Genomic DNA, 18,917 nt, shown 5'->3' with positions numbered 1-18,917 from the left:
TTTTTGTAAGGAAAAAAATGCTTTTGACCAATCCTGTTTTTATGGGCGTTATTTTAATGACGCTATTGTGTTTTTTTAGGTTTAATGTGTTGCTTAGTGTTTTACTTAGTGGTATTTTTGTAGGTGTTTGGTCAAAATATATGCATTTAGAACATCTTGATTTTATAAGTTTTTTTACACAATTACCTCAAGCTATGATGGATTCTATGAAAATTTTGATCGATGGTATGCAAGGAAATTTACAAACTGCTTTGAGTTATATTTTACTTGGTGCAGTTGCTGCTGCTATATCAAAGACAAATCTTACGGCGTATTTGATAAAACTTGTATCAAATTTTATATCCCATAGAAAATATGTGTTAATACTTTCTTTGGCTTTGATTGCGTGTTTTTCGCAAAATTTAATTCCTATACATGTGGCTTTTGTTCCTTTACTTATACCGCCTTTGTTGATGATTTTTAATAAATTAAAAATTGATCGTAGGGCTATAGCTTGTGCTTTGACTTTTGGACTTACTACTCCTTATATGGTGGTTCCGTTAGGATTTGGACTTATTTATCAAACTCTATTAGTGGATAATTTAAATTCAAATGGTGTTTTGATTAATCTTGATCAAGTTTCAAACACGATGATTTTTGCTGTAATTTGTATGTTAGTAGGATTATTTTTAGCTGTGTTTGTATTCTATGCAAAACCAAGAGAGTATAAAGAAGAGCAAATTTCTAAAATGGATTTTGATAATTTGACTATGGGTAAAAAAGAATGGGGAGTTTTAGCTGGTCTTGGACTGACTTTACTTTTGCAAATTTTAACACACAATCTTCCATTATCAGGTCTTTTGGGTTTTGTTTTGATGGTGCTTTTGGGTGGAGTAGAATATAATAAAGTAAATTTAGTGTTTGATGATGGGCTTAAAATCATGGGTTATATAGCATTTGTAATGCTTGTAGCTTCTGGATATAGTGAAGTTTTAAAGCAAAGTGGTGGTATTGATGAGCTTGTTAGAGTAAGTGTGCCTTTTATGGATCAAAGTCATTTTTTAGCTATTTTGATTATGTTAGCTATAGGGCTTTTAATCACCATAGGTATAGGAAGTTCATTTGGAACTATTCCTATTATAGCGACTTTATTTTGCCCAATTTGTCTTCAGCTTGGTTTTTCTCCTGTTGCGATTATTTTTATCATAGGAGTGGCTGGAGCTTTAGGGGATGCTGGATCTCCTGCTAGCGAGACTACTTTAGGTGTGAGCGTAGGATTAAACGCAGATGGACAAGGTGATCATATAAAAGATACTTGCATACCTACTTTTATATTTTTTAATGGCTCGTTATTGGTTTTAGGTAGCATTATAGCTTTTTTCTTGCTTTAAATTTAGAAGTCTTTAAGACTTCTTTGCCATTTTTGATAATCATCAAAATAATTTAGATTGATAAATTCATCTTCATTTTCAAATTCTATAAATTCAGCTTTCATTGTAGAGCAAAAAACACTTAGTTTGTGATTATTTTCTTTTAAAAATTGTAAAGATTTTTCATAATTTTTACTATGATAAAATCCACATAAGTAATGCTTATAATTTTTTGTGCTAGCCAAAAGTATATTTTGTGAATTTAAACGATGAAATAGCGTATAAATACTTTTTTTATTTATATTTGGACTATCTACGCTAATGATAAATATATAAGTATTTTGAAAATATTTAAATATAGAATTTAAAGCTAAAAGCGGTGAATAAAAAGAATTATTTTCATCTAAAATCAATGGCAATTTTTGATGAAATTTATTGTCTTTAGAACTAATAAAAACTTGATTAAAGATTTGTGAAAATTTTTCATATTGATAAAGCGTTAAATTTTTTCCATTAACTTCTAATAAACTTTTATCTTGCCCCATACGAGAAGATTTTCCACCACATAAAATCACACAAGGATAAGGAATTTTTTCCATAAAACCTCACAAATTGGTTAAAATATTTTATAATACTTTGTATGAAATATACAGATTTAATACAAATAAAAGATTATTTTTTATCCTTTAAAAGACTAAATTATCTAAAAAGACTTGATGATAATATTTTAGAATTAAGTTTAGATCATCAAAGTTTTATCATGGATTTAACTAGAGCTAATAGTGCAATTTATAAAGATAAAATCCAAGCTAAAAATTACAATGCGCCATTTGATTTTATGCTTAAAAAATATTTTTCCAATGCAAAAATTTTAGATATAAAGGTTTTAGAAAATAATAGAATTTTGTGTTTTGATGTTTTATCTGAAAAATCATATAAAAGTTATGATGCAAGAATTTACTTTGAATTTACAGGTAAAAATACCAATGTAATTATAACCGATATGAAAGATTTTATCATAGAAGCTCTAAGGCATATAGATAAAAGCTATCGGGTAGTAAAAATAGGAGAAAAACTAGAGGCTTTAAAAGCTTTTGAGATAAAAGAAGAATTTGTAAAAATTGATGATTTTGATACATATTTTTTACAAAAATCCAAAGAAATTCAGCAAAAAAGATTGCAAAATATAAAAGAAAATAAGATTTTAAATATAGATAAAAAGATTAAAACTTTAGAGCAAAATATCAATGATTTAGAAAAAGAAGAAATCTTAATAGAAAATGCAAATTTATTGAGCAAGAAAGCAGATGTTTTATTTGCAAATTTAAATTCTTTGCAAAATTTTCAAAGAAATTTTACTTTGCAAGATTTTGAAGGTAATGAGCTTAGTTTCAATTTGGAAAATACTCCTAAAATCAGCGCTAATGAATTTTATAAAATGGCAAAAAAACTTAAGCAAAAGGCTAAAAATATCAACATCGAACGAGAAATTTTGACTGAAAAATTAGATTTTTTGGTTAATCTTAAAGCGATGATTGTGAAAAGTTTTTCTTTGTATGAGCTTGAAATTTTAATGCCTAAAAAAACTAAAGCAGTGAAAAAAGAAGAAATAAATGCAGGGGTGAGTAGTTTTTACATAGATGGATTTAAAATCAGTGTAGGACGCAATGAAAAAGCCAATGAATATTTGTTAAAAATAGCAAAAAAAGATGATTTGTGGTTTCATGTGAAAGATTATCCAAGTGCGCATGTTATCATCACTTCAAATAAATTAAAAATAAGCCAAATGGTGTTAGAATTTGCAGCAAAAATTTGTGTGGAATTTTCAAAATTAAGTTCTGGGACTTATTTGGTCGATTATACTAGTAAGAATTTTGTTAAAATAAAAGAAAAAGCTTTTGTAAATTATACAAATTACAAGACTTTAAGCATTTTAAAGGAGTAAATATGCCTATAAGTCAAATAGGTGGCATACATTTTGCTAATCAAAATGCACCAGTGCATTCAGCGCAAGCAAGCAATGATCTTGCAAAGGATTCTTTTGCTACTTTAGTAAATATGAGCGAATTTCAAGCCAAAGAAAAAACCGTAGAAAAGCTTGAAAAGGTTAATCAATCTCATGAGCTAAGCGATGAAGTAAAAGAAAGACAAGAGGAAGAAAAAAAACATTCTTCTAAAAAAAATATGCAAGCTCAAGAAGAAGATGATGAGCAAGAACAAGAAGAAGAGGTTAAAAAAAGCTCTCATTTGCTTGATTTGAGTATTTAAATAAGGAAAAAAATGTTTTCTAAAACAAGAATTGCAAGTGCGATTATTATGATAGTTGCTGTTTTGGTTATAGCTTTGTTGGATAATTTTTTTATTAATTTTATACTTTTTGGAATTTTACTTTTTTTAGCTTTTAATGAAGCTAAAGCCATGTTTAAAACTAAATACGCAAGTGTTTTTTTAGCCTTAGGTGTTTTTATTATTGCTGTGATTTTAGATAAGCCTTTTTATGTAGGATTAGCAGGTGTGATTTTGATTTTAGGGTATTTAGTTTATAAAAAAAGTGATAATTTAAACGAATTAATGCCATATATTTATCCGACTTTGCCTATTTTAATGCTATATCAAGTTTTAAGCTATGAGGGTATGTTTGTATTGTTTTGGCTTATAGCTATAGTGGTTGCTTGTGATAGCGGGGCTTATTTTATAGGAAAACTAATAGGCGAAAGAGCATTTTCACCGACAAGTCCTAATAAAACTTTAGAAGGGGTTGTTGGAGGTATTGTATGTGCTGGAATTTTAGGAACTATAATAGGTACTTTTGAATTTAGTGTTGTAAAAAGTATTTATATTTCTTTAGTTGTTGCGATTTTTGCTGTGATTGGGGATTTGCTTGAGAGTTATTTTAAAAGACAAGCAGGAATTAAAGATAGCGGAAATCTCATACCAGGTCATGGTGGAATTTTAGATAGAATTGATGCGATAATGATAGCAGCATTTGCAATGGCAGCATTGGTATGATTGTACTTGGAAGCACAGGAAGTATAGGTGTAAATACTCTTTATATAGCTCATAAAAATAATATTGCCATAGAGGCTTTATCTTGTGGAAAAAATATAAAACTTTTAAATGAGCAAATTGCCAAATTTAAGCCTAAATTTGTTTGCATACAAGATTTTAAAGATAAAAAATTAGTCAATCATAATAAAATTTTTGTCGCTCAAGAGGGTTTAAAAGAGATGATTAGTCAGTGTAAAAGCTCTTTGGTGGTAAATGCCATCGTAGGTTTTGCAGGTTTAAATTCTAGCCTAATGGCGCAAAAACTAGGAAAAAATTTAGCTTTAGCAAACAAAGAAAGCTTAGTAGTAGCAGGAAAATTTTTTGATACTTCTAAAATTATGCCAATTGATAGTGAGCATGCAGCATTAAAATGTCTAATTGAAAAAAGAAAAAACATTAAAAAACTTTTTATTACCGCAAGTGGTGGGGCTTTTTATAAATACAAAATTAAAGATTTAAAAGATGTAACTCTGAAACAAGCTTTAAAACATCCTAATTGGTCTATGGGTGCTAAGATAACTATAGATAGTGCTAGTATGTGCAATAAGCTTTTTGAAATCATAGAAGCTTATCATTTATATGGTTTTACAAATATCGATGCTTTGATAGAAAAAAAATCTTTAGTGCATGCTTTGTGTGAATTTAAAGATGGTGGTATTAGTGCGTATTTTTCTCATGCTAATATGCGTTTATCTATAGCACAAGCCATTTTAAAAAATCATAATAAAACTTATATACAAACGCTTGATTTAATAAAAATGCAAAATTTGAAATTTGAAAAGATTAGTTTAAAAAAATATCCTATATTTACATTAAAAGATGAACTTTTGAAAAATCCTGATTTAGGTGTGATTATTAATAGTGCAAATGAATATATGGTGTATAAATTTTTAGAAGAAAAGGTTGGGTTTTTAGATATAGCTAAAGGAATTTTTAAAGCACTTGATCATTTTGGGGTGCCAAAAATCAATGATATAGAAGATGTTTTTGAGTATAATGCTCAAGTTAAATTATATTTAGATGGGAGATAAGATGAAATTTTTAATATGCTTGGGTGTATTTATAAATTTAGCTTTTTCTTTGACATTTAGCGTTAAAGAAAATGGTAAGAGTTTAGATGATAATAATACGGTTTTAATTCTTGGAGGCATACAAGGAGATGAGCCAGGAGGATTTCATGCTGCGAGTTTGCTTTTGAGTGATTATAATATCACTAAGGGTAAAATTATCGTAGTTCCAAATTTAGCTTTTGAAAGCATTATTGCTAGAAATAGAGGTAATTTTGGAGATTTAAATAGAAAATTTGCAAATCTTGATAAAAACGATCCTGACTATCACACCATCGAGCGTATAAAAGAGCTTATTTTAACTCCTGAAATAAATATGGTAATTAATCTACACGATGGTAGTGGATTTTATAGACCAAAGTATGAAAATAAAGATAAAAATCCAAACAGATGGGGAAATACTAGTATAATTGACCAAAGCGAGGTTAATTCGACTAAATATGCTGATTTAGAAAATATTGCTAAAGAAGCAGTAGAAAATATAAACAAAGCTTTGATAACTCAAGAACACCAATATCATTTAAAAAATACCAAAACCCAAGAAAAAAATGACAAAGATATGCTTAAAGCTTTAACTTATTTTGTTGTATCTAACCACAAAGCAGCTTTTGCTAATGAAGCAAGTAAAAATTTACCTACGCATTTAAGAGTGTATTATCATCTTTTAGCAATAGAGTATTATTTAAAAAAAGCAAATATAGAATTTACTAGAACTTTTGAATTAACCCCAAATGGTGTTTATAAAGCCATAGAAAAACCTTTGGAAGTAAGGCTATTTAATGATAAAATTTTAATTTATTTAGATCGTCCAAATCCGACTATAAAATTCCTTCCTTTCCCTGTAAATCAAGCTTTAAACTATGAAGCAAGTAATGAAATTACAGCTGTAATTTCAGGAAAAAATTCATACTCGATTAATTATGGAAATCGTTTGCAAACTAGAATTTATCCTGAGTATTTTGAATTTTCAAATGCTTTAGATAGTGTAGAATTAATAGTAGATGGTCAAAACATACAAACTTCATTTGCAAAGAAAATTATGGTGAAGCAAAATTTCAAAATTCCTGCTATTTCTGGCGTGAGAGTCAATGTTATAGGATTTGATAGAGGTAAAGATGAAAGCGAGATATTAATTTCTAAAAATCAAATGCAAAGTAGATATTCTTTAGATAAAAAAAGAAAAATTTATAGAGTTGAATTTTATGAGCTTAAAAATGCAAATTTAAACGAGCAAATTTTGGCTAAAAATACCCATACAAAAGAAATTAAAAATGTAGATATTTCAAATAATTTCATAGAAAAAGCAGATCAAAAAGATAAATTCCTTGGAATGATTTTAGTGGAATTTGAATGAAAAATCTTATTTTAGCTATAGAAAGTTCTTGTGATGATAGTTCTATTGCTATTATAAATAAAAATACTTATGAGTGTATTTTTTATAAAAAAATATCACAAGAAAACGAGCACAATCAATATGGCGGAGTAGTGCCCGAGCTTGCTGCGAGATTGCATACTCAAGCCTTGCCACAAATTTTAGATCAATGTAAAAAATATTTTGATCAATTATGTGCTATATCTGTTACTAATGAACCTGGCCTTAGTGTGAGTTTGATTGGTGGTGTGGCTATGGCTAAGATGCTTGCAGTTAGTTTAAATTTACCATTGATTGCGATAAATCATTTAAAAGGTCATATTTATTCTTTATTTTTAGAGCAAAGCATTAAGTTAGATATGGGAGTTTTGCTTGTAAGTGGTGGCCATACTATGGTGCTTTTTGTCAATAATGAAGGCAAAATTAGTGAGCTTATAAGAACTAGCGATGATAGTTTTGGTGAAAGTTTTGATAAGGTAGCCAAAATGATGAATTTAGGATACCCTGGAGGGGCTATCATAGAAAATTTGGCCAAACAAGCAAAAAATAATTCTTTGGAATTTAGCACACCTTTGCTCCATTCTAAAGAATTAAGCTATAGTTTTTCAGGGCTTAAAAATCAAGTTAGGTTAGAAATTTTAAAACAAGAACTTTCCAAAGAAAGACAATGTGAGATTGCTAATGCATTTCAAAAAACAGCTATAGCACATATCATGGATAAATTATCAAAAATTTTTAAAGAATATAAATTTAAACGCTTTGGTGTAGTAGGTGGTGCTAGTGCTAATTTAAGCTTAAGAGAGCAAATTGAAAATTTATGTAAAATTTATGAATGTGAGCTTTTATTAGCTCCACTTGAGTATTGCTCAGATAATGCTCTAATGATAGCAAGAGCAGCTTGTGAAGCTTATGAAAAACAAGAATTTGTTGATATTTGTGAGGATCTTATTAATCCAAAAGTGCAAAATTTACAAGGTAAATTATGAAAAAAGCATTTACTATCATGGAATTAGTTTTTGTGGTGATTATACTAGGAGTTTTAGCAGCTATTGCCCTGCCAAAGCTTGGTGCTAGTAAAGATGAAGCAAGTGCTACTCAAGCACTAAGTAATCTTAAAATATTTATCAATGATGTAAGCAATTATGTTTTAAAAAATGAAGCACTTTCAAGCATTGCTTTAATGAGTAATGTAGCAAATATTAAAAACGAGGATTTATCTTCTTTGCAAAATTCTAGCAAAGAGCTTTATTTTGGTGTTGGTAATGATGAAGAATGTTTTAAGGTAGTTTTTGTTGATCAAGAAAGTGTTTTGCTTTTAGGAATTAGCACAAAAACAAATAATAATTTTCAAAATATAGCCAATTTAAAAAATGAGCTTTTAAAAAAACCTAGTGATTTAAATTTAAAAAATCAACTTGATAATGCCTTAAAAGAATTAGCAAATACAGAATTTCAAAGTCTTTCAAAATCAAAATCTTGCCAAAATTTAATCCATTCTAAGACATTTAAGGATTTAGCAAGTAAAGTATATATTTTAAGTGGTAATTGATTTGAATTTCATACTAGCCTTATTTAAAGAAAATAAAATCAAAATATGTCTTTTTTTATTTTTTAGTATCCTAACTAGTTTAATAGGCGTTTTAACCTTAGTTTTTATCAATGAATTTTTACTTAAATCAAAACTTGAAAATCCATATATTATTATTTATTTTGTACTTTTATTGCTTTTGTTTTTTGCAAGTTCTTCTTTTGTAGAAATCACTCTTAGTTCTTTTGGACAAAATTTTATTTTCAAAATGCAAAGAAGGGTTGTAAAGCAAATTTTAGATACTAATATTTTAAGTATATTAAATACTACAAAAGCAAGGATACTTGCATCTTTAAATAATGATGTAAGAAGCATTTCTTTTGGACTTTTGCGTTTTCCTGAATTTGTTCAATCTAGTGTTTTGATTTTTTGTACAAGTGCTTATATATCCTATCTTTCTTTAGAGCTTTTCTTTTTGTGCTTGGTGTGGATAATTTGTGTATTTATTATCAATCACTTTTTAATGAGCAAGGTTTATTTTTATTTTAAAAATGCAAGAGAAAATGATGATGCTTTGCAAAAAAATTATCAAAACATACTCCAAGGACACAATGAACTTACCTTAAACCCTTTAAGGGCAAAACAATACTATGAAAATGAGTTCCAAATCAATGCATTAAAAAAGAAAAAAAGCTCAACTATAGGAAATATTTTACATATTTTATCGAATAATTGGAGCAATAGTGCGATGTTAGCTTTAGTTGGAGTAGAATTTTACATAGCTTTAGCATATGAATTTGCAAGTATTGAAAATGCTACAACCATTGCTTTAAGCGTATTGTTTTTAAGAACCCCACTAGTATCGATGATAGGAAGTTTTCCAACCATACTTATGGCAAAAATAGCTTTGGATAAAATTTCAAATTTAAATCTGCAAGAATACCAGCAAGAATTTAAATTCACACAAGAAAAAACTCAATGGAGTAAGATAAGTTTAAAAGATGTTTCTTTTGCTTATAATGAAAAATTCATGCTTTATCCTGTAAATTTTGAGTTAAAAAAAGGAGAATGTATTTTTTTAATCGGTAAAAATGGCAGTGGAAAATCAACTTTTTCTATGATTTTAGCGGGGCTTTTTACAGACTTTAAAGGAAAAATTTTTCTTGATGATGAGCTAATAACATCAGAAAATATTTATAAATATAGAGCATTAATTAGTGCAATATTTAGTGATTTTCATTTATTTACACAAATTTTAAAAGATGAAAAATTTTCACAAGATGATTTAGAATATTGGCTTAAAATTTTAGAGCTTGATAGTAAGGTTGAAATCATAGAAGAAAATTTTAGCACCACCAAACTTTCTGCTGGACAAAAAAAGCGTCTTGCTATGCTTAATGCTTTACTTGAGAAAAAAGACATTTTAATACTCGATGAATGGGCTGCTGATCAAGACCCTATGTTTAGAAAATTTTTCTATACTAAGCTTTTGCCGCTTTTAAAACAAAAAGGCATCACTATATTTGCTATTACTCATGATGATGTTTATTTTGATATAGCTGATAGAATTTTACTTGCACAAAATGGACAAATTCAAGAGTTAAAGGGAGATATAAAAACCATTACTAAAGAAGTGGTTGAAAAATTTTAAAGGAGTAAAATGAAAAAAATTATATTTTTATGTTTATTTTTAGGAGTTAGTCTAATGGCAAAGTCTTTTGATCTTGTTAAAGAGCCGGTTTTAACTACTCAAATGGTTGAGGGAATTTTGGATTTAGCTAAAAAGGAAGCAAAGAAAAATGGTTTTAATGTAAGCATAACCATAGTAGATAAATCAGGTCAAATTTTAGCTGTGTTAAGAGATGAAAAAGCAGGAGTGCATACGCTAAGTGCTAGTTATAAAAAAGCTTATACTGCAAATTCTCAAAAAAGAGAAACAGCTGTAATTTTTCAAGGTGTAAAAGAGGGTAAAATTCCTGAAGATATTCGCTATTTAGATGATAAATTTTCTATCATGCCAGGTGGGGTTCCTATTGAAGTAGATGGAGTCATCATAGGTGGTATAGGCGTTGGTGGTGCACATTTAGAAGAAGATGTGAAAATCGCTAAAGCAGGACTTTCGTTTTTAAAATAGGCTTTTTTCAAAGCCTAAAATTATTTTTTAGCGTAGATTTCTTTTTCTATATCTATATAAAATTTAGCAATAGCTTTGTAAGCTTCTTCCCAAGCTTTTAGTGTTGTTTCATCTGCATTTAATACCACTTTAATAGCTTTTAAAAGACAAGCACCTACTATAGGGTAGTGTTCTTCTTTAACATTTAAATTTGTATGAGTGATGGCAACTTTATCTACAAAAGTTCTCATATTTTCTAAATTTTCTACATTTTTTGCAGCCATTAAAATAGCCATTGCTAAAGCTTTTGGTTGCTCACCTGAAGCTTGTTTTTCCATATTAAACATAGGTTTTACTTGAGGGTATTCTTTAAACATGATTTTATAAAATTCTTTTGTTAAATCTTCTCCATTTTTTTGCAAAATAGGCACACAATCTTTTATGATTTGAATTTGTTCTTGAGTCATTTTTAATCCTTTGGTTTGAAATGTTTTTAAAAATTGTATAAAAATAAGAGTAGAAATATCTTGATTAATGTTAATTTTGTAAAATTGCACACAAAAATGATTATGTGTATCAATTTAAGTAAATATAAAGACAAAATTAATATAATAATCCTTATCAATTTCAAAAATATATAAAAGGAAAATTACACAATGAAAGCAAAAATAGTTTTATTGTCTTTATTGGCTGCTATGAGCTTAAGCGCTCAAGAGCTTACGATTTATTCTCATCGTCATTATGATTCTGATAAAGGTATTTTTAAACTTTTTAAAGAAAAAACAGGTATTAGTATCAATGTAGTACAAGCAAAAGCTAATGAGCTTGCAAAAAGATTAGAGGTTGAGGGTAAAAATTCAAAAGCAGATTTATTTATGACTGCAGATGCTGGAAATTTAGAGCAAGTACGCACAAATAATCTTTTTGTTTCTGTTAGCTCTCCGACTTTAGAAAAACTCTCTCCAAAAGAATTAAGAGGTAAAAATAACGAATGGTATGCTTTTACCACAAGAGCTAGAATTATCATTGCTTCAAAAGATAGAATTAAAGATGGAGAAATTAAAACTTATGAAGATTTAGCTGATCCAAAATTTAAAGGTAAGGTTTTAGTAAGAAGTTCAAACAATGTTTATAATATCTCTTTACTTAGTGCTATGATAGATACTTTAGGTGAAGAAAAAGCAAAAGCGTGGGCTAAGGGTATAGCTGAAAATCTTGCTAGAACTCCAAAAGGTGGAGATCGTGATCAAATTCGTGCAATTTATGCAAAAGAAGGAGATGTGGCAATTTCAAATAGTTATTATTTAGGACATTTAGCTAATTCTAAAAATCCAAAAGATGTAGAAGCAGCTAATTCTGTAAAAGTGATTTTTCCAAATCAAGAAGATAGAGGAACTCACATAAATGTAAGCGGTATAGGTGTTTTAAAAACTTCTAAAAATCAAGAAGCTGCGATTAAATTCATAGAATTTATGCTTTCAAAAGAAGCACAAGAAATTTTAACAAATCAAAACTATGAGTATCCAGTTAATAAAGAAGTAAAACCTGCTAAAATTTTACAATCTTGGGGCGAATTTAAAATAGAAAAACCAAATTTTGAAGCTTATTGGGGAAATGCTAAAGAAGCCTTAAAAATATTTGATGAAGTTCAATGGAAATAAAGGAAAATTAAAATTTGAAATTTTTAAGTTTAAGGTGGTCTTTGGCCACCTTTTTTTTCTGTGTAATTATAATATTACCTATAATCGCTATCATCTTTCATATCCCTTTTATAGATCTTGATACCTTAAAACATTTAAGTAAAAATGTCTTGCCTCGTTATATTTATGGTAGTGCTTTGATTTTATTTGGCACCTTGGTGCTTTGTTTGATACTTGGGTTAATCAGTGCGTATTTGATATCGTTTTATAAATTTTTTGGTTCTAAATTTTTTGAGTGGTTTTTGATATTGCCTTTGGCTATACCTTCTTATGTGATGGGTTTTGTTTGGATTGACTTATTTGAATTTGAAGGTATTATACCAAGTATGCTAGGAGTAGATAAGCGCATAGATATCATGAATGCATATGGAGTGGTGGTGATTTTATCATTTGCTCTTTATCCTTATGTGTATTTTTTTGCTAAGAACACCTTTTCTTATGGACTTGGAAATATCATTTTAAGTGCAAAAACCCTTAAAGCTTCTAATTTAAAGACATTTTTTAAAGTTATTTTGCCTTTTTGTAGAGTAGGTATAGTTGGAGCTTTATTTTTAGTAGCTATGGAAACTTTAAGTGATTATGGTTTAGTAGCGTATTTTGGAGTAGATACCTTTAGTGCTGGAATTTTTAGGACTTGGGGAAGTGGTGGTGATGAAATTAGTGCTGTGGCTTTAAGCGTTGGATTGCTTGTTTTTATAGCTTTGTTGATGTTGTTAGAAAAAATTCAAAGAGGAAGAAAAACTTTTACCCAAAATGTCTTTATAGCCACTCCAAAAGATGAGCTTAAGGGCTTTAAATCATTTTTAGCTTTTTTGTGGTGTTTTGTATTGGGATTTTTAGCTTTTGTTGTGCCTATAGTTTGGCTAATTTATTGGGCTAAATTTGATTTTATACAAAATTTTTATAATACCCTTACTCCTGCTTTTTATAGTTTAAGCGTATCATTGGTGAGTTCATTTTGCATAGTTTTTGTAGCTTTTTATTTGTGCTTTGTTACAAGATTAAATGATAATAAAATTTCAAAATTTGTTCTTTGGGTTACTACTCTTGGGTATTCTTTACCTGGAGCTGTTGTGGCTGTTGGAATTTTAGTGATACTTGGTGGTTTAAACTGGTTTTTTGATTTTTTATCTTTTGAGTATGCAGTTGGCGGGGGATTTTTAGTTTTGTTTTTTGGATATTTTGTGAGATTTTTAGCTTCTGGAATCTTTGCCACTCAATCAGGATATGAAAGAATTTCTAAAAACATAGACTATGCAAATTTGACATTAAAAAGTAGTCCATTTAGAATTTTTACTCAAATTCATTTGCCTTTAATGAAGCATTATTTAGCCTTGGCTGTGGTGATAATTTGTGTAGATATTTTAAAAGAACTTCCTATTTCAACCATACTTTCACCATCGGGTTTTCAAACCTTATCTTCTTTGGTATTTGCATATAGCGAAACAGAATTAATCTACAATGTTTCTTTGCCTTCTTTGGTGATTGTTATATTTGGAATTATTCCTACTTTTTTGATGCATTATTTACAAGATAAAAATAACCAAAAGGAAAATTCGTGCAAGTATTAAAAATAGAAAATTTACACAAATCATTTTCAACTACAAGTGTGTTAAAGGGTATTTCTCTTAGTTTGCAAGAAGGTGAAATTTTAAGCATTTTAGGTGAGAGTGGTTGTGGAAAAAGTTCTTTGCTTGGGTGTATAGCTGGGTTTTTTGAAATTAATGAAGGAGAAATTTATATAGAAGATAAGCTAGTTGCTTCAAAAAAATTATATTTACCTCCTCAGCAAAGAGATGTTGGGGTCTTATTTCAAGATTATGCTTTATTTCCTCATTTAAATGTGAAAGAAAATATTTGTTTTGGAATTTCACATTTAAATAAAAATGAACAAAATAAAAGATTAAATGAGCTTTTAGAAATTTTAAATTTAAATGAGCTTTTGTGTCGTTATCCTAATGAGCTAAGTGGTGGGCAAGCTCAAAGAGTAGCTTTGGCAAGGACTATAGTCGCAAGGCCAAAACTAGTACTTTTTGATGAGCCTTTTTCAAATTTAAATCACACTTTAAGCGTAAAAATGCGTAAAGAAATTAAAAATATTTTAAAAGCTCACAAGCTTAGTGCGATTTTTGTCACACACGATAAAGAAGATGCTTTTTATTTATCTGATAATATTGCTTTAATCCATGAGGGTAAAATTTTAGATTATAATGATGCTTATAATTTGTATTATTTCCCTAAAAATATCGAAAGTGCAAGATTTTTAGGAGAGGCTTTTTATATCGATGAGGCTAAAATTAGTGATTTTGCTTTTAAAGAGTATTTAAAGAAAAAAAATGGAATTTTGCGTCCAAATGATCTTAAAATTTCTAAAAATCAAACTTCATTGCAAGCTTTGGTTTTAGAGTGTAATTTTTATGGTGAATTTTATGAAATTGGACTCGATTTAAAAGGAAATAAATTTAGTATCTATCATAATGAAAAAATTACTATAGGAGAAAAAATTTATCTTAAGTTAAATAATATAAAAGATCTTTAAATTGCAAAAATTAATCAATTTTATAATAAATATTTTATAAAATATAAGCTTTAAAGGCTTAGGATATGATACTTGATAATAAACTTGGCATAAAAAATGAATTAGAGCTGGCCAAAGAAGAAGAAAAAATAAGCAAACTAAAAGTAAAAGCATTGTTTGAGAGCGGATTTTTAGATACTTTGAAAGCTGGAAAATTTGAAAGTTTAAAGATAATTCACCAAAAATTATTTGAAGATATTTATGATTTTGCAGGAAAAATTAGAGATGTAAATATCTCAAAAGGATATTTTAGATTTATTCCCGCTGTTTATTTGCATGAAGCAATTAAAAAAATCGAACTTATGGAACAATCTTGTTTTGAACAAATCATAGAAAAATATGTAGAAATGAATATAGCCCATCCTTTTAGAGAAGGAAATGGTAGGAGTATGAGAATCTGGCTTGATTTGATACTCAAAAAAGAATTAAAAAAAGTAGTTGATTGGAGTTTGATAGACAAAGATGATTATATAATGGCCATGCAAAGAAGTCCTATTAAAGATGTAGAAATAAAAATTTTAATCAAAAATGCCTTGAGTGACGATATTAATAGTTTTAATGTGTTTGCAAGAGGGATTGATGCAAGTTATCATTATGAAGGATATATGCTTTATAAAATAAAACAATTATATTGATTTTAATATATAAAAGATAAATAAAATTTGCTAAAGATTTTAAAATAAAGTAAAATCACAATTAAAAAGGCAAATAATGATTAGTGTAGAATTAATAGAGCATATTTTTAAAGCTGCGTCTATTTCAAGATGGAATGATTATCCTAGAATGACAAATTTAGTTGAGCTTGATAAACAAGCACATAAATTTATTATCGCATATTTTATGGCTAAGATGGAAAAAGATGTCAATATGTGTTTTATTATAGAAGCTGGGATTTTTGAATTTTTAAGCAGGGTTGTAGTAACTGACATCCGTCCTGATGTGTATCATGAGATTATGCGTGCTAAAAATGAGCAAATGAGTGCTTGGGTATTGAGTAAAATTTCTCCTATGATACAAGATATAGAAAATGGTCAATTTTTAGCAAGATATGAAAATTTTTTAAAAGGGCAAGATCACGCAAAAGAAAGACTTATTTTAAAAGCTGCTTCGTATTTTGCTACAAAATGGGAATTTAATATAGTGTATCAAACCAGTTCTTTTTTACATGATATTGATGAGATTAAAGCTAAGGTTGAAGAAGAATTAGAAGATTATTATGAGTTAATTGGAGCTAGAAAAATTGCTCTAAATCAAAAAATAGCAAAAATCATTGACTTAAGCGGGCGTTTGCGTTTTCAAAAGCGTTGGGCTCAAACTCCAAGGATTCCAGAAACTGCAGTTTTAGGTCATATGCTTGTAGTGGCGATTTTAAGTTATTTTTATTCTTTAAAAATAAATGCTTGCGATGGTAGGTTAGAAAGTAATTTTTATTGTGCTTTATTTCATGATTTGCCAGAGAGTTTGACAAGAGATATTATATCTCCTGTGAAATATGGCATAGATGGTTTAAATGAAATTATTAATGAATATGAGATGAAGCTTATAAATGAGAAGATTTTACCTTTTATACCACATTCTTTAAAAGAAGAATTTAGCTATATATTAGGTATTAGAGAAAAATCTGATAATGTATTTATAAAGAATGAATTTGAAAATCGTATTTTTAATAACAAGCCAAGCGTTTATAGTGGAAGTTTGGATGCGGTTAATGAAGATCATTTTAAAGCAATTGATGGTAAGGCTTTAAAATATTGTGATAAACTTGCAGCATTTATAGAAGCAGCTTTGTCTATAAGTTATGGGGTAAAGTCTAAAGAATTAGAAAGTGGCTTTAATGGAATGTTTGATAATTTTAAGGAAAATCCAACAATTAATGGAGTAAATTTCTTTAAGATATGTGAGAATATTAAAGAGTATTTTAAAATTTAAAACCCTCTCCCAGATGACTGCGGCACACACTAAGATCAAGTGCTCTGCTGTGTTCCCACCCTGAAGCGGTGCTTAAAAATAGCATTGCACAGGTCTAAGAGAAGGCGAACAAAATGATAGCTTAAAATATCTTAAAAAACATTGAGGTGTAAAATGATGAATTTATTTGCAAACTTTTTATCTAAATTTAGAGAAATTTTTGTTCCAAGTCATTTATCTTTAGAATTTAGGGCAAAATCTTTTGCAGCAGTAATAGCAACTAGTAAAAATATAAAACCACAAACATGGGATGTTTTAGCTCAAGCAGCTAAAGATATTTATCCTAATGATAAAAGTAGGCAAGCTGTTTTAGTCCAAACTTCCAAAGAATATGCAGAAAGGGTTTTGAAAAATGCTATGAGTTTGGATTCTTTGCTTAAAAATATAGCCTTTCTTTTAAAAACTCATCCGCGTTATGCTCAAAAGATAAATTTTGATAAACTTAAGCTTTTTTTAGAACAAAATGAAGAAGATTCTTTGATCCAACAAAGAGTGATTGAATTTTTTGAACAAGAAGTAGGTTATATTATAGAAAAAGATCAAAACAAAGAAACGCCAAATAAAATTAGCGTTTCATATTAATAGCTTTTTGTATCATTTGATCAGCAGTAGTGATACTTTTACTGCTTGAATCATATGCTTTTTGTAAAGTGATTAAGTTGGTAAATTCTATAGATAAATCTACATTAGATTGCTCTAAATAACTACCCTTAAATGAAGCTGTGCTAAAGGTTCCATTATCGCTTAGTAAAAAAGTTGGAGCACCGCTATTTGAAGTTTGTCCGTATAAATTTTCACCAAGTTTTTCTAAACCTTGTTCATTCATAAAATTAAATAATGCTAATTTTGCTATAGGAATTTGTTCGCCATTTGTAAAGGTTGCGATAATAGTTCCATCTGTATTAATAGCATAATTATTTAAAAACCCTTCTCCAAGACCATCTGTTTTAGTATGCACTGAAGGTTGTTTATTTTTTAGTGCATGAAGACCATCATACCCTGAATTTGGTATATTTGGATCATAGTATGAACCAAGATTTATATTTACTCTTACCCCATTGTTATCTATAGAAGTTAGTGTGTTTGAAACTAAAGCTCCTGATTCATTAAAAGTTATTAAGCCTTCTGTTGTCCCGCCTGTTTTGTTTCCATCTTGATCATATACTTGCGCTACGGCTTTGTATTCTAAATTGGTTCCATTTTGAGGTAAGACTCTATCTAGTTTAACTTTTACCCAGCTTGTAGAACCATCAGGATTAATCAATTTTGCTGATAATTCGGTGCTATCAGCTACTTCTTTTTCTACGCTTAAGTGTGCTTCTTGAAGCTTGGCAGTTGTAGTATCAATTTTGTCTAATTTTTTATTTTCTAAAGTAAAAGCAAAATTTTCATCCAACTTAGCTTCTAGGGTTTGAGTAGCTCCTTTTTCATCTGCTATGGTAAAATAAATACTATCACCAGGTTTTAATCCAAATATTTTATCATCTTTAACACTACCTGAAATATTTACAGTGCCATCTTCGTTTTGTTTAAAATTAATTTTTTTAATATCAACATCAACCTTTACAGCTTCAGTTTTAGTGCTTGTGTCTAAATTTCCACTCCAAGTTATATTTTGGGTTGGTTGAGGTGGTAAATAAAGATTTTTAGGAACAGAAATTGGACCTTGGGTATTAACCCCTCCTATTTGGAAATTTTCTCCAGGTTTTCCTGTGATAGCAGTGGTTACTTTTTGACCAAATTGTTGTCCAAACATATTTGAAACTCTATCGCTTAATTGAATTTCTTGTAATGATGGATTCATAGTTCCTAAGACATAGTTTCCATTAGCATCTACTAAATTTCCATTAGCATCAGGTCTAAAAGCTCCGTTTCTAGTATAATACACCCCATTGCCATTAGATACTCCAAAAAATCCTTTTCCATTTATAGCTACATCAAATTCATGATCGGTTGCTACTAAAGGACCTTGTTCAAATATATCTGTTGCAGATCCAGCTACTGAGCCATATCCTACTTGACCATTATTGTAAGATTGGGTTGTTAAAGTGCTATAAAATACATCTTTAAATCCAACTTCAGAGTATTTAAAACCTACTGTATTAACATTAGAGATATTATGAGCGGTATTGTCTATACCATAACTTTGGGATTTTACTCCATTTACTCCATTATAAAATGCTGTAAACATATT

General features: G+C 28.8%; 19 protein-coding genes and 1 other RNA gene. 16 read left to right on the top strand and 4 right to left on the bottom strand.

The genetic code is table 11. The features are described from left to right. Positions 1-17 precede the first annotated feature (17 nt). A complete protein-coding gene (locus CVOLT_RS07710) occupies positions 18-1,370 on the top strand; it encodes a Na+/H+ antiporter family protein (protein ID WP_039666180.1) in 1,353 nt (450 codons plus the stop codon). A gap of 2 nt (positions 1,371-1,372) precedes the next feature. Here CVOLT_RS07710 and CVOLT_RS07705 read toward each other — a convergent pair whose 3' ends face one another. Further along, positions 1,373-1,948, bottom strand: coding sequence for a molybdenum cofactor guanylyltransferase (locus CVOLT_RS07705; RefSeq protein WP_039666179.1), 576 nt, complete (start codon positions 1,946-1,948; stop codon positions 1,373-1,375). 41 nt (positions 1,949-1,989) lie between these two features. On the opposite strand from CVOLT_RS07705, the gene CVOLT_RS07700 reads away from it, so the two are divergent. The 9 genes from CVOLT_RS07700 to CVOLT_RS07660 are packed head-to-tail and all read left to right on the top strand — an operon-like array spanning position 1,990 to position 10,498. Beyond that, entirely contained in the window at positions 1,990-3,294 is a 1,305-nt protein-coding gene (locus CVOLT_RS07700; protein WP_039666178.1) for an NFACT RNA binding domain-containing protein, read from the top strand. A 2-nt stretch (positions 3,295-3,296) separates the two neighbouring features. Next, positions 3,297-3,617, top strand: coding sequence for a hypothetical protein (locus CVOLT_RS07695; RefSeq protein ID WP_039666177.1), 321 nt, complete (start codon positions 3,297-3,299; stop codon positions 3,615-3,617). Positions 3,618-3,629: 12 nt separating this feature from the next. After that, complete coding sequence (locus CVOLT_RS07690) at positions 3,630-4,358, top strand: phosphatidate cytidylyltransferase (RefSeq protein WP_039666176.1); 729 nt, start codon at positions 3,630-3,632, stop codon at positions 4,356-4,358. Continuing rightward, a complete protein-coding gene (dxr, locus tag CVOLT_RS07685; RefSeq protein ID WP_039666175.1) occupies positions 4,355-5,428 on the top strand; it encodes a 1-deoxy-D-xylulose-5-phosphate reductoisomerase in 1,074 nt (357 codons plus the stop codon). Before CVOLT_RS07690 ends, dxr begins: the two co-directional genes overlap by 4 nt. Before the next feature lies 1 nt (position 5,429). Next, complete coding sequence (gene pgp1, locus CVOLT_RS07680) at positions 5,430-6,818, top strand: peptidoglycan D,L-carboxypeptidase Pgp1 (protein WP_039666174.1); 1,389 nt, start codon at positions 5,430-5,432, stop codon at positions 6,816-6,818. Next, positions 6,815-7,822 (top strand): tRNA (adenosine(37)-N6)-threonylcarbamoyltransferase complex transferase subunit TsaD, encoded by a 1,008-nt coding sequence (gene tsaD, locus CVOLT_RS07675; protein WP_039666173.1) that lies wholly within the window; start codon positions 6,815-6,817, stop codon positions 7,820-7,822. Before pgp1 ends, tsaD begins: the two co-directional genes overlap by 4 nt. Further along, the gene (locus CVOLT_RS07670) at positions 7,819-8,385 is read left to right on the top strand and encodes a type II secretion system protein (protein WP_039666172.1); all 567 of its coding nucleotides are present in this window, start codon (positions 7,819-7,821) and stop codon (positions 8,383-8,385) included. Before tsaD ends, CVOLT_RS07670 begins: the two co-directional genes overlap by 4 nt. A 1-nt stretch (position 8,386) precedes the next feature. Next, entirely contained in the window at positions 8,387-10,015 is a 1,629-nt protein-coding gene (locus CVOLT_RS07665; protein WP_039666329.1) for a multidrug ABC transporter permease/ATP-binding protein, read from the top strand. Between the two features lie 9 nt (positions 10,016-10,024). Next, on the top strand, positions 10,025-10,498 hold the full coding sequence (locus tag CVOLT_RS07660) for a GlcG/HbpS family heme-binding protein (RefSeq protein ID WP_039666171.1): 474 nt from the start codon (positions 10,025-10,027) through the stop codon (positions 10,496-10,498). 20 nt (positions 10,499-10,518) lie between these two features. Here the strand turns inward: CVOLT_RS07660 and cgb are convergent, their stop codons facing one another. Beyond that, positions 10,519-10,944, bottom strand: coding sequence for a single-domain globin Cgb (cgb, locus tag CVOLT_RS07655; protein WP_039666170.1), 426 nt, complete (start codon positions 10,942-10,944; stop codon positions 10,519-10,521). Between the two features lie 189 nt (positions 10,945-11,133). Between cgb and CVOLT_RS07650 the strand changes: the two genes are divergently transcribed. From CVOLT_RS07650 to CVOLT_RS07630, 5 genes are all read left to right on the top strand, one after another. Continuing rightward, positions 11,134-12,138 (top strand): Fe(3+) ABC transporter substrate-binding protein, encoded by a 1,005-nt coding sequence (locus CVOLT_RS07650; protein WP_039666169.1) that lies wholly within the window; start codon positions 11,134-11,136, stop codon positions 12,136-12,138. A 41-nt stretch (positions 12,139-12,179) separates the two neighbouring features. After that, positions 12,180-13,748, top strand: coding sequence for an ABC transporter permease (locus CVOLT_RS07645; protein ID WP_052243202.1), 1,569 nt, complete (start codon positions 12,180-12,182; stop codon positions 13,746-13,748). Beyond that, entirely contained in the window at positions 13,736-14,716 is a 981-nt protein-coding gene (locus CVOLT_RS07640; RefSeq protein WP_052243201.1) for an ABC transporter ATP-binding protein, read from the top strand. The genes CVOLT_RS07645 and CVOLT_RS07640 overlap by 13 nt, the downstream gene beginning before the upstream one ends. 65 nt (positions 14,717-14,781) lie before the next feature. Further along, positions 14,782-15,390: a protein adenylyltransferase Fic gene (gene fic / locus CVOLT_RS07635; RefSeq protein WP_039666168.1), complete on the top strand. Its 609-nt coding sequence runs from the start codon at positions 14,782-14,784 to the stop codon at positions 15,388-15,390. Positions 15,391-15,466: 76 nt separating this feature from the next. Continuing rightward, a complete protein-coding gene (locus tag CVOLT_RS07630; RefSeq protein ID WP_039666167.1) occupies positions 15,467-16,684 on the top strand; it encodes an HD domain-containing protein in 1,218 nt (405 codons plus the stop codon). A gap of 3 nt (positions 16,685-16,687) precedes the next feature. Here the strand turns inward: CVOLT_RS07630 and ffs are convergent. Further along, positions 16,688-16,785, bottom strand: an RNA gene (ffs, locus tag CVOLT_RS07625) — signal recognition particle sRNA small type. Positions 16,786-16,837: 52 nt separating this feature from the next. On the opposite strand from ffs, the gene CVOLT_RS07620 reads away from it, so the two are divergent. After that, positions 16,838-17,305 (top strand): hypothetical protein, encoded by a 468-nt coding sequence (locus tag CVOLT_RS07620; protein WP_052243200.1) that lies wholly within the window; start codon positions 16,838-16,840, stop codon positions 17,303-17,305. Here the strand turns inward: CVOLT_RS07620 and CVOLT_RS07615 are convergent. After that, complete coding sequence (locus CVOLT_RS07615) at positions 17,289-18,914, bottom strand: flagellar hook protein FlgE (RefSeq protein ID WP_039666166.1); 1,626 nt, start codon at positions 18,912-18,914, stop codon at positions 17,289-17,291. The two genes, CVOLT_RS07620 and CVOLT_RS07615, sit on opposite strands and share 17 nt — an antisense overlap. Between the last annotated feature and the right edge of the window lie 3 nt (positions 18,915-18,917).

This window comes from Campylobacter volucris (assembly GCF_008245045.1).
In the GTDB taxonomy this organism is placed as follows: domain Bacteria; phylum Campylobacterota; class Campylobacteria; order Campylobacterales; family Campylobacteraceae; genus Campylobacter_D; species Campylobacter_D volucris.
Note: the sequence above shows the minus strand (reverse complement) of the source record. Positions and strands in the feature narration are given on the sequence as shown.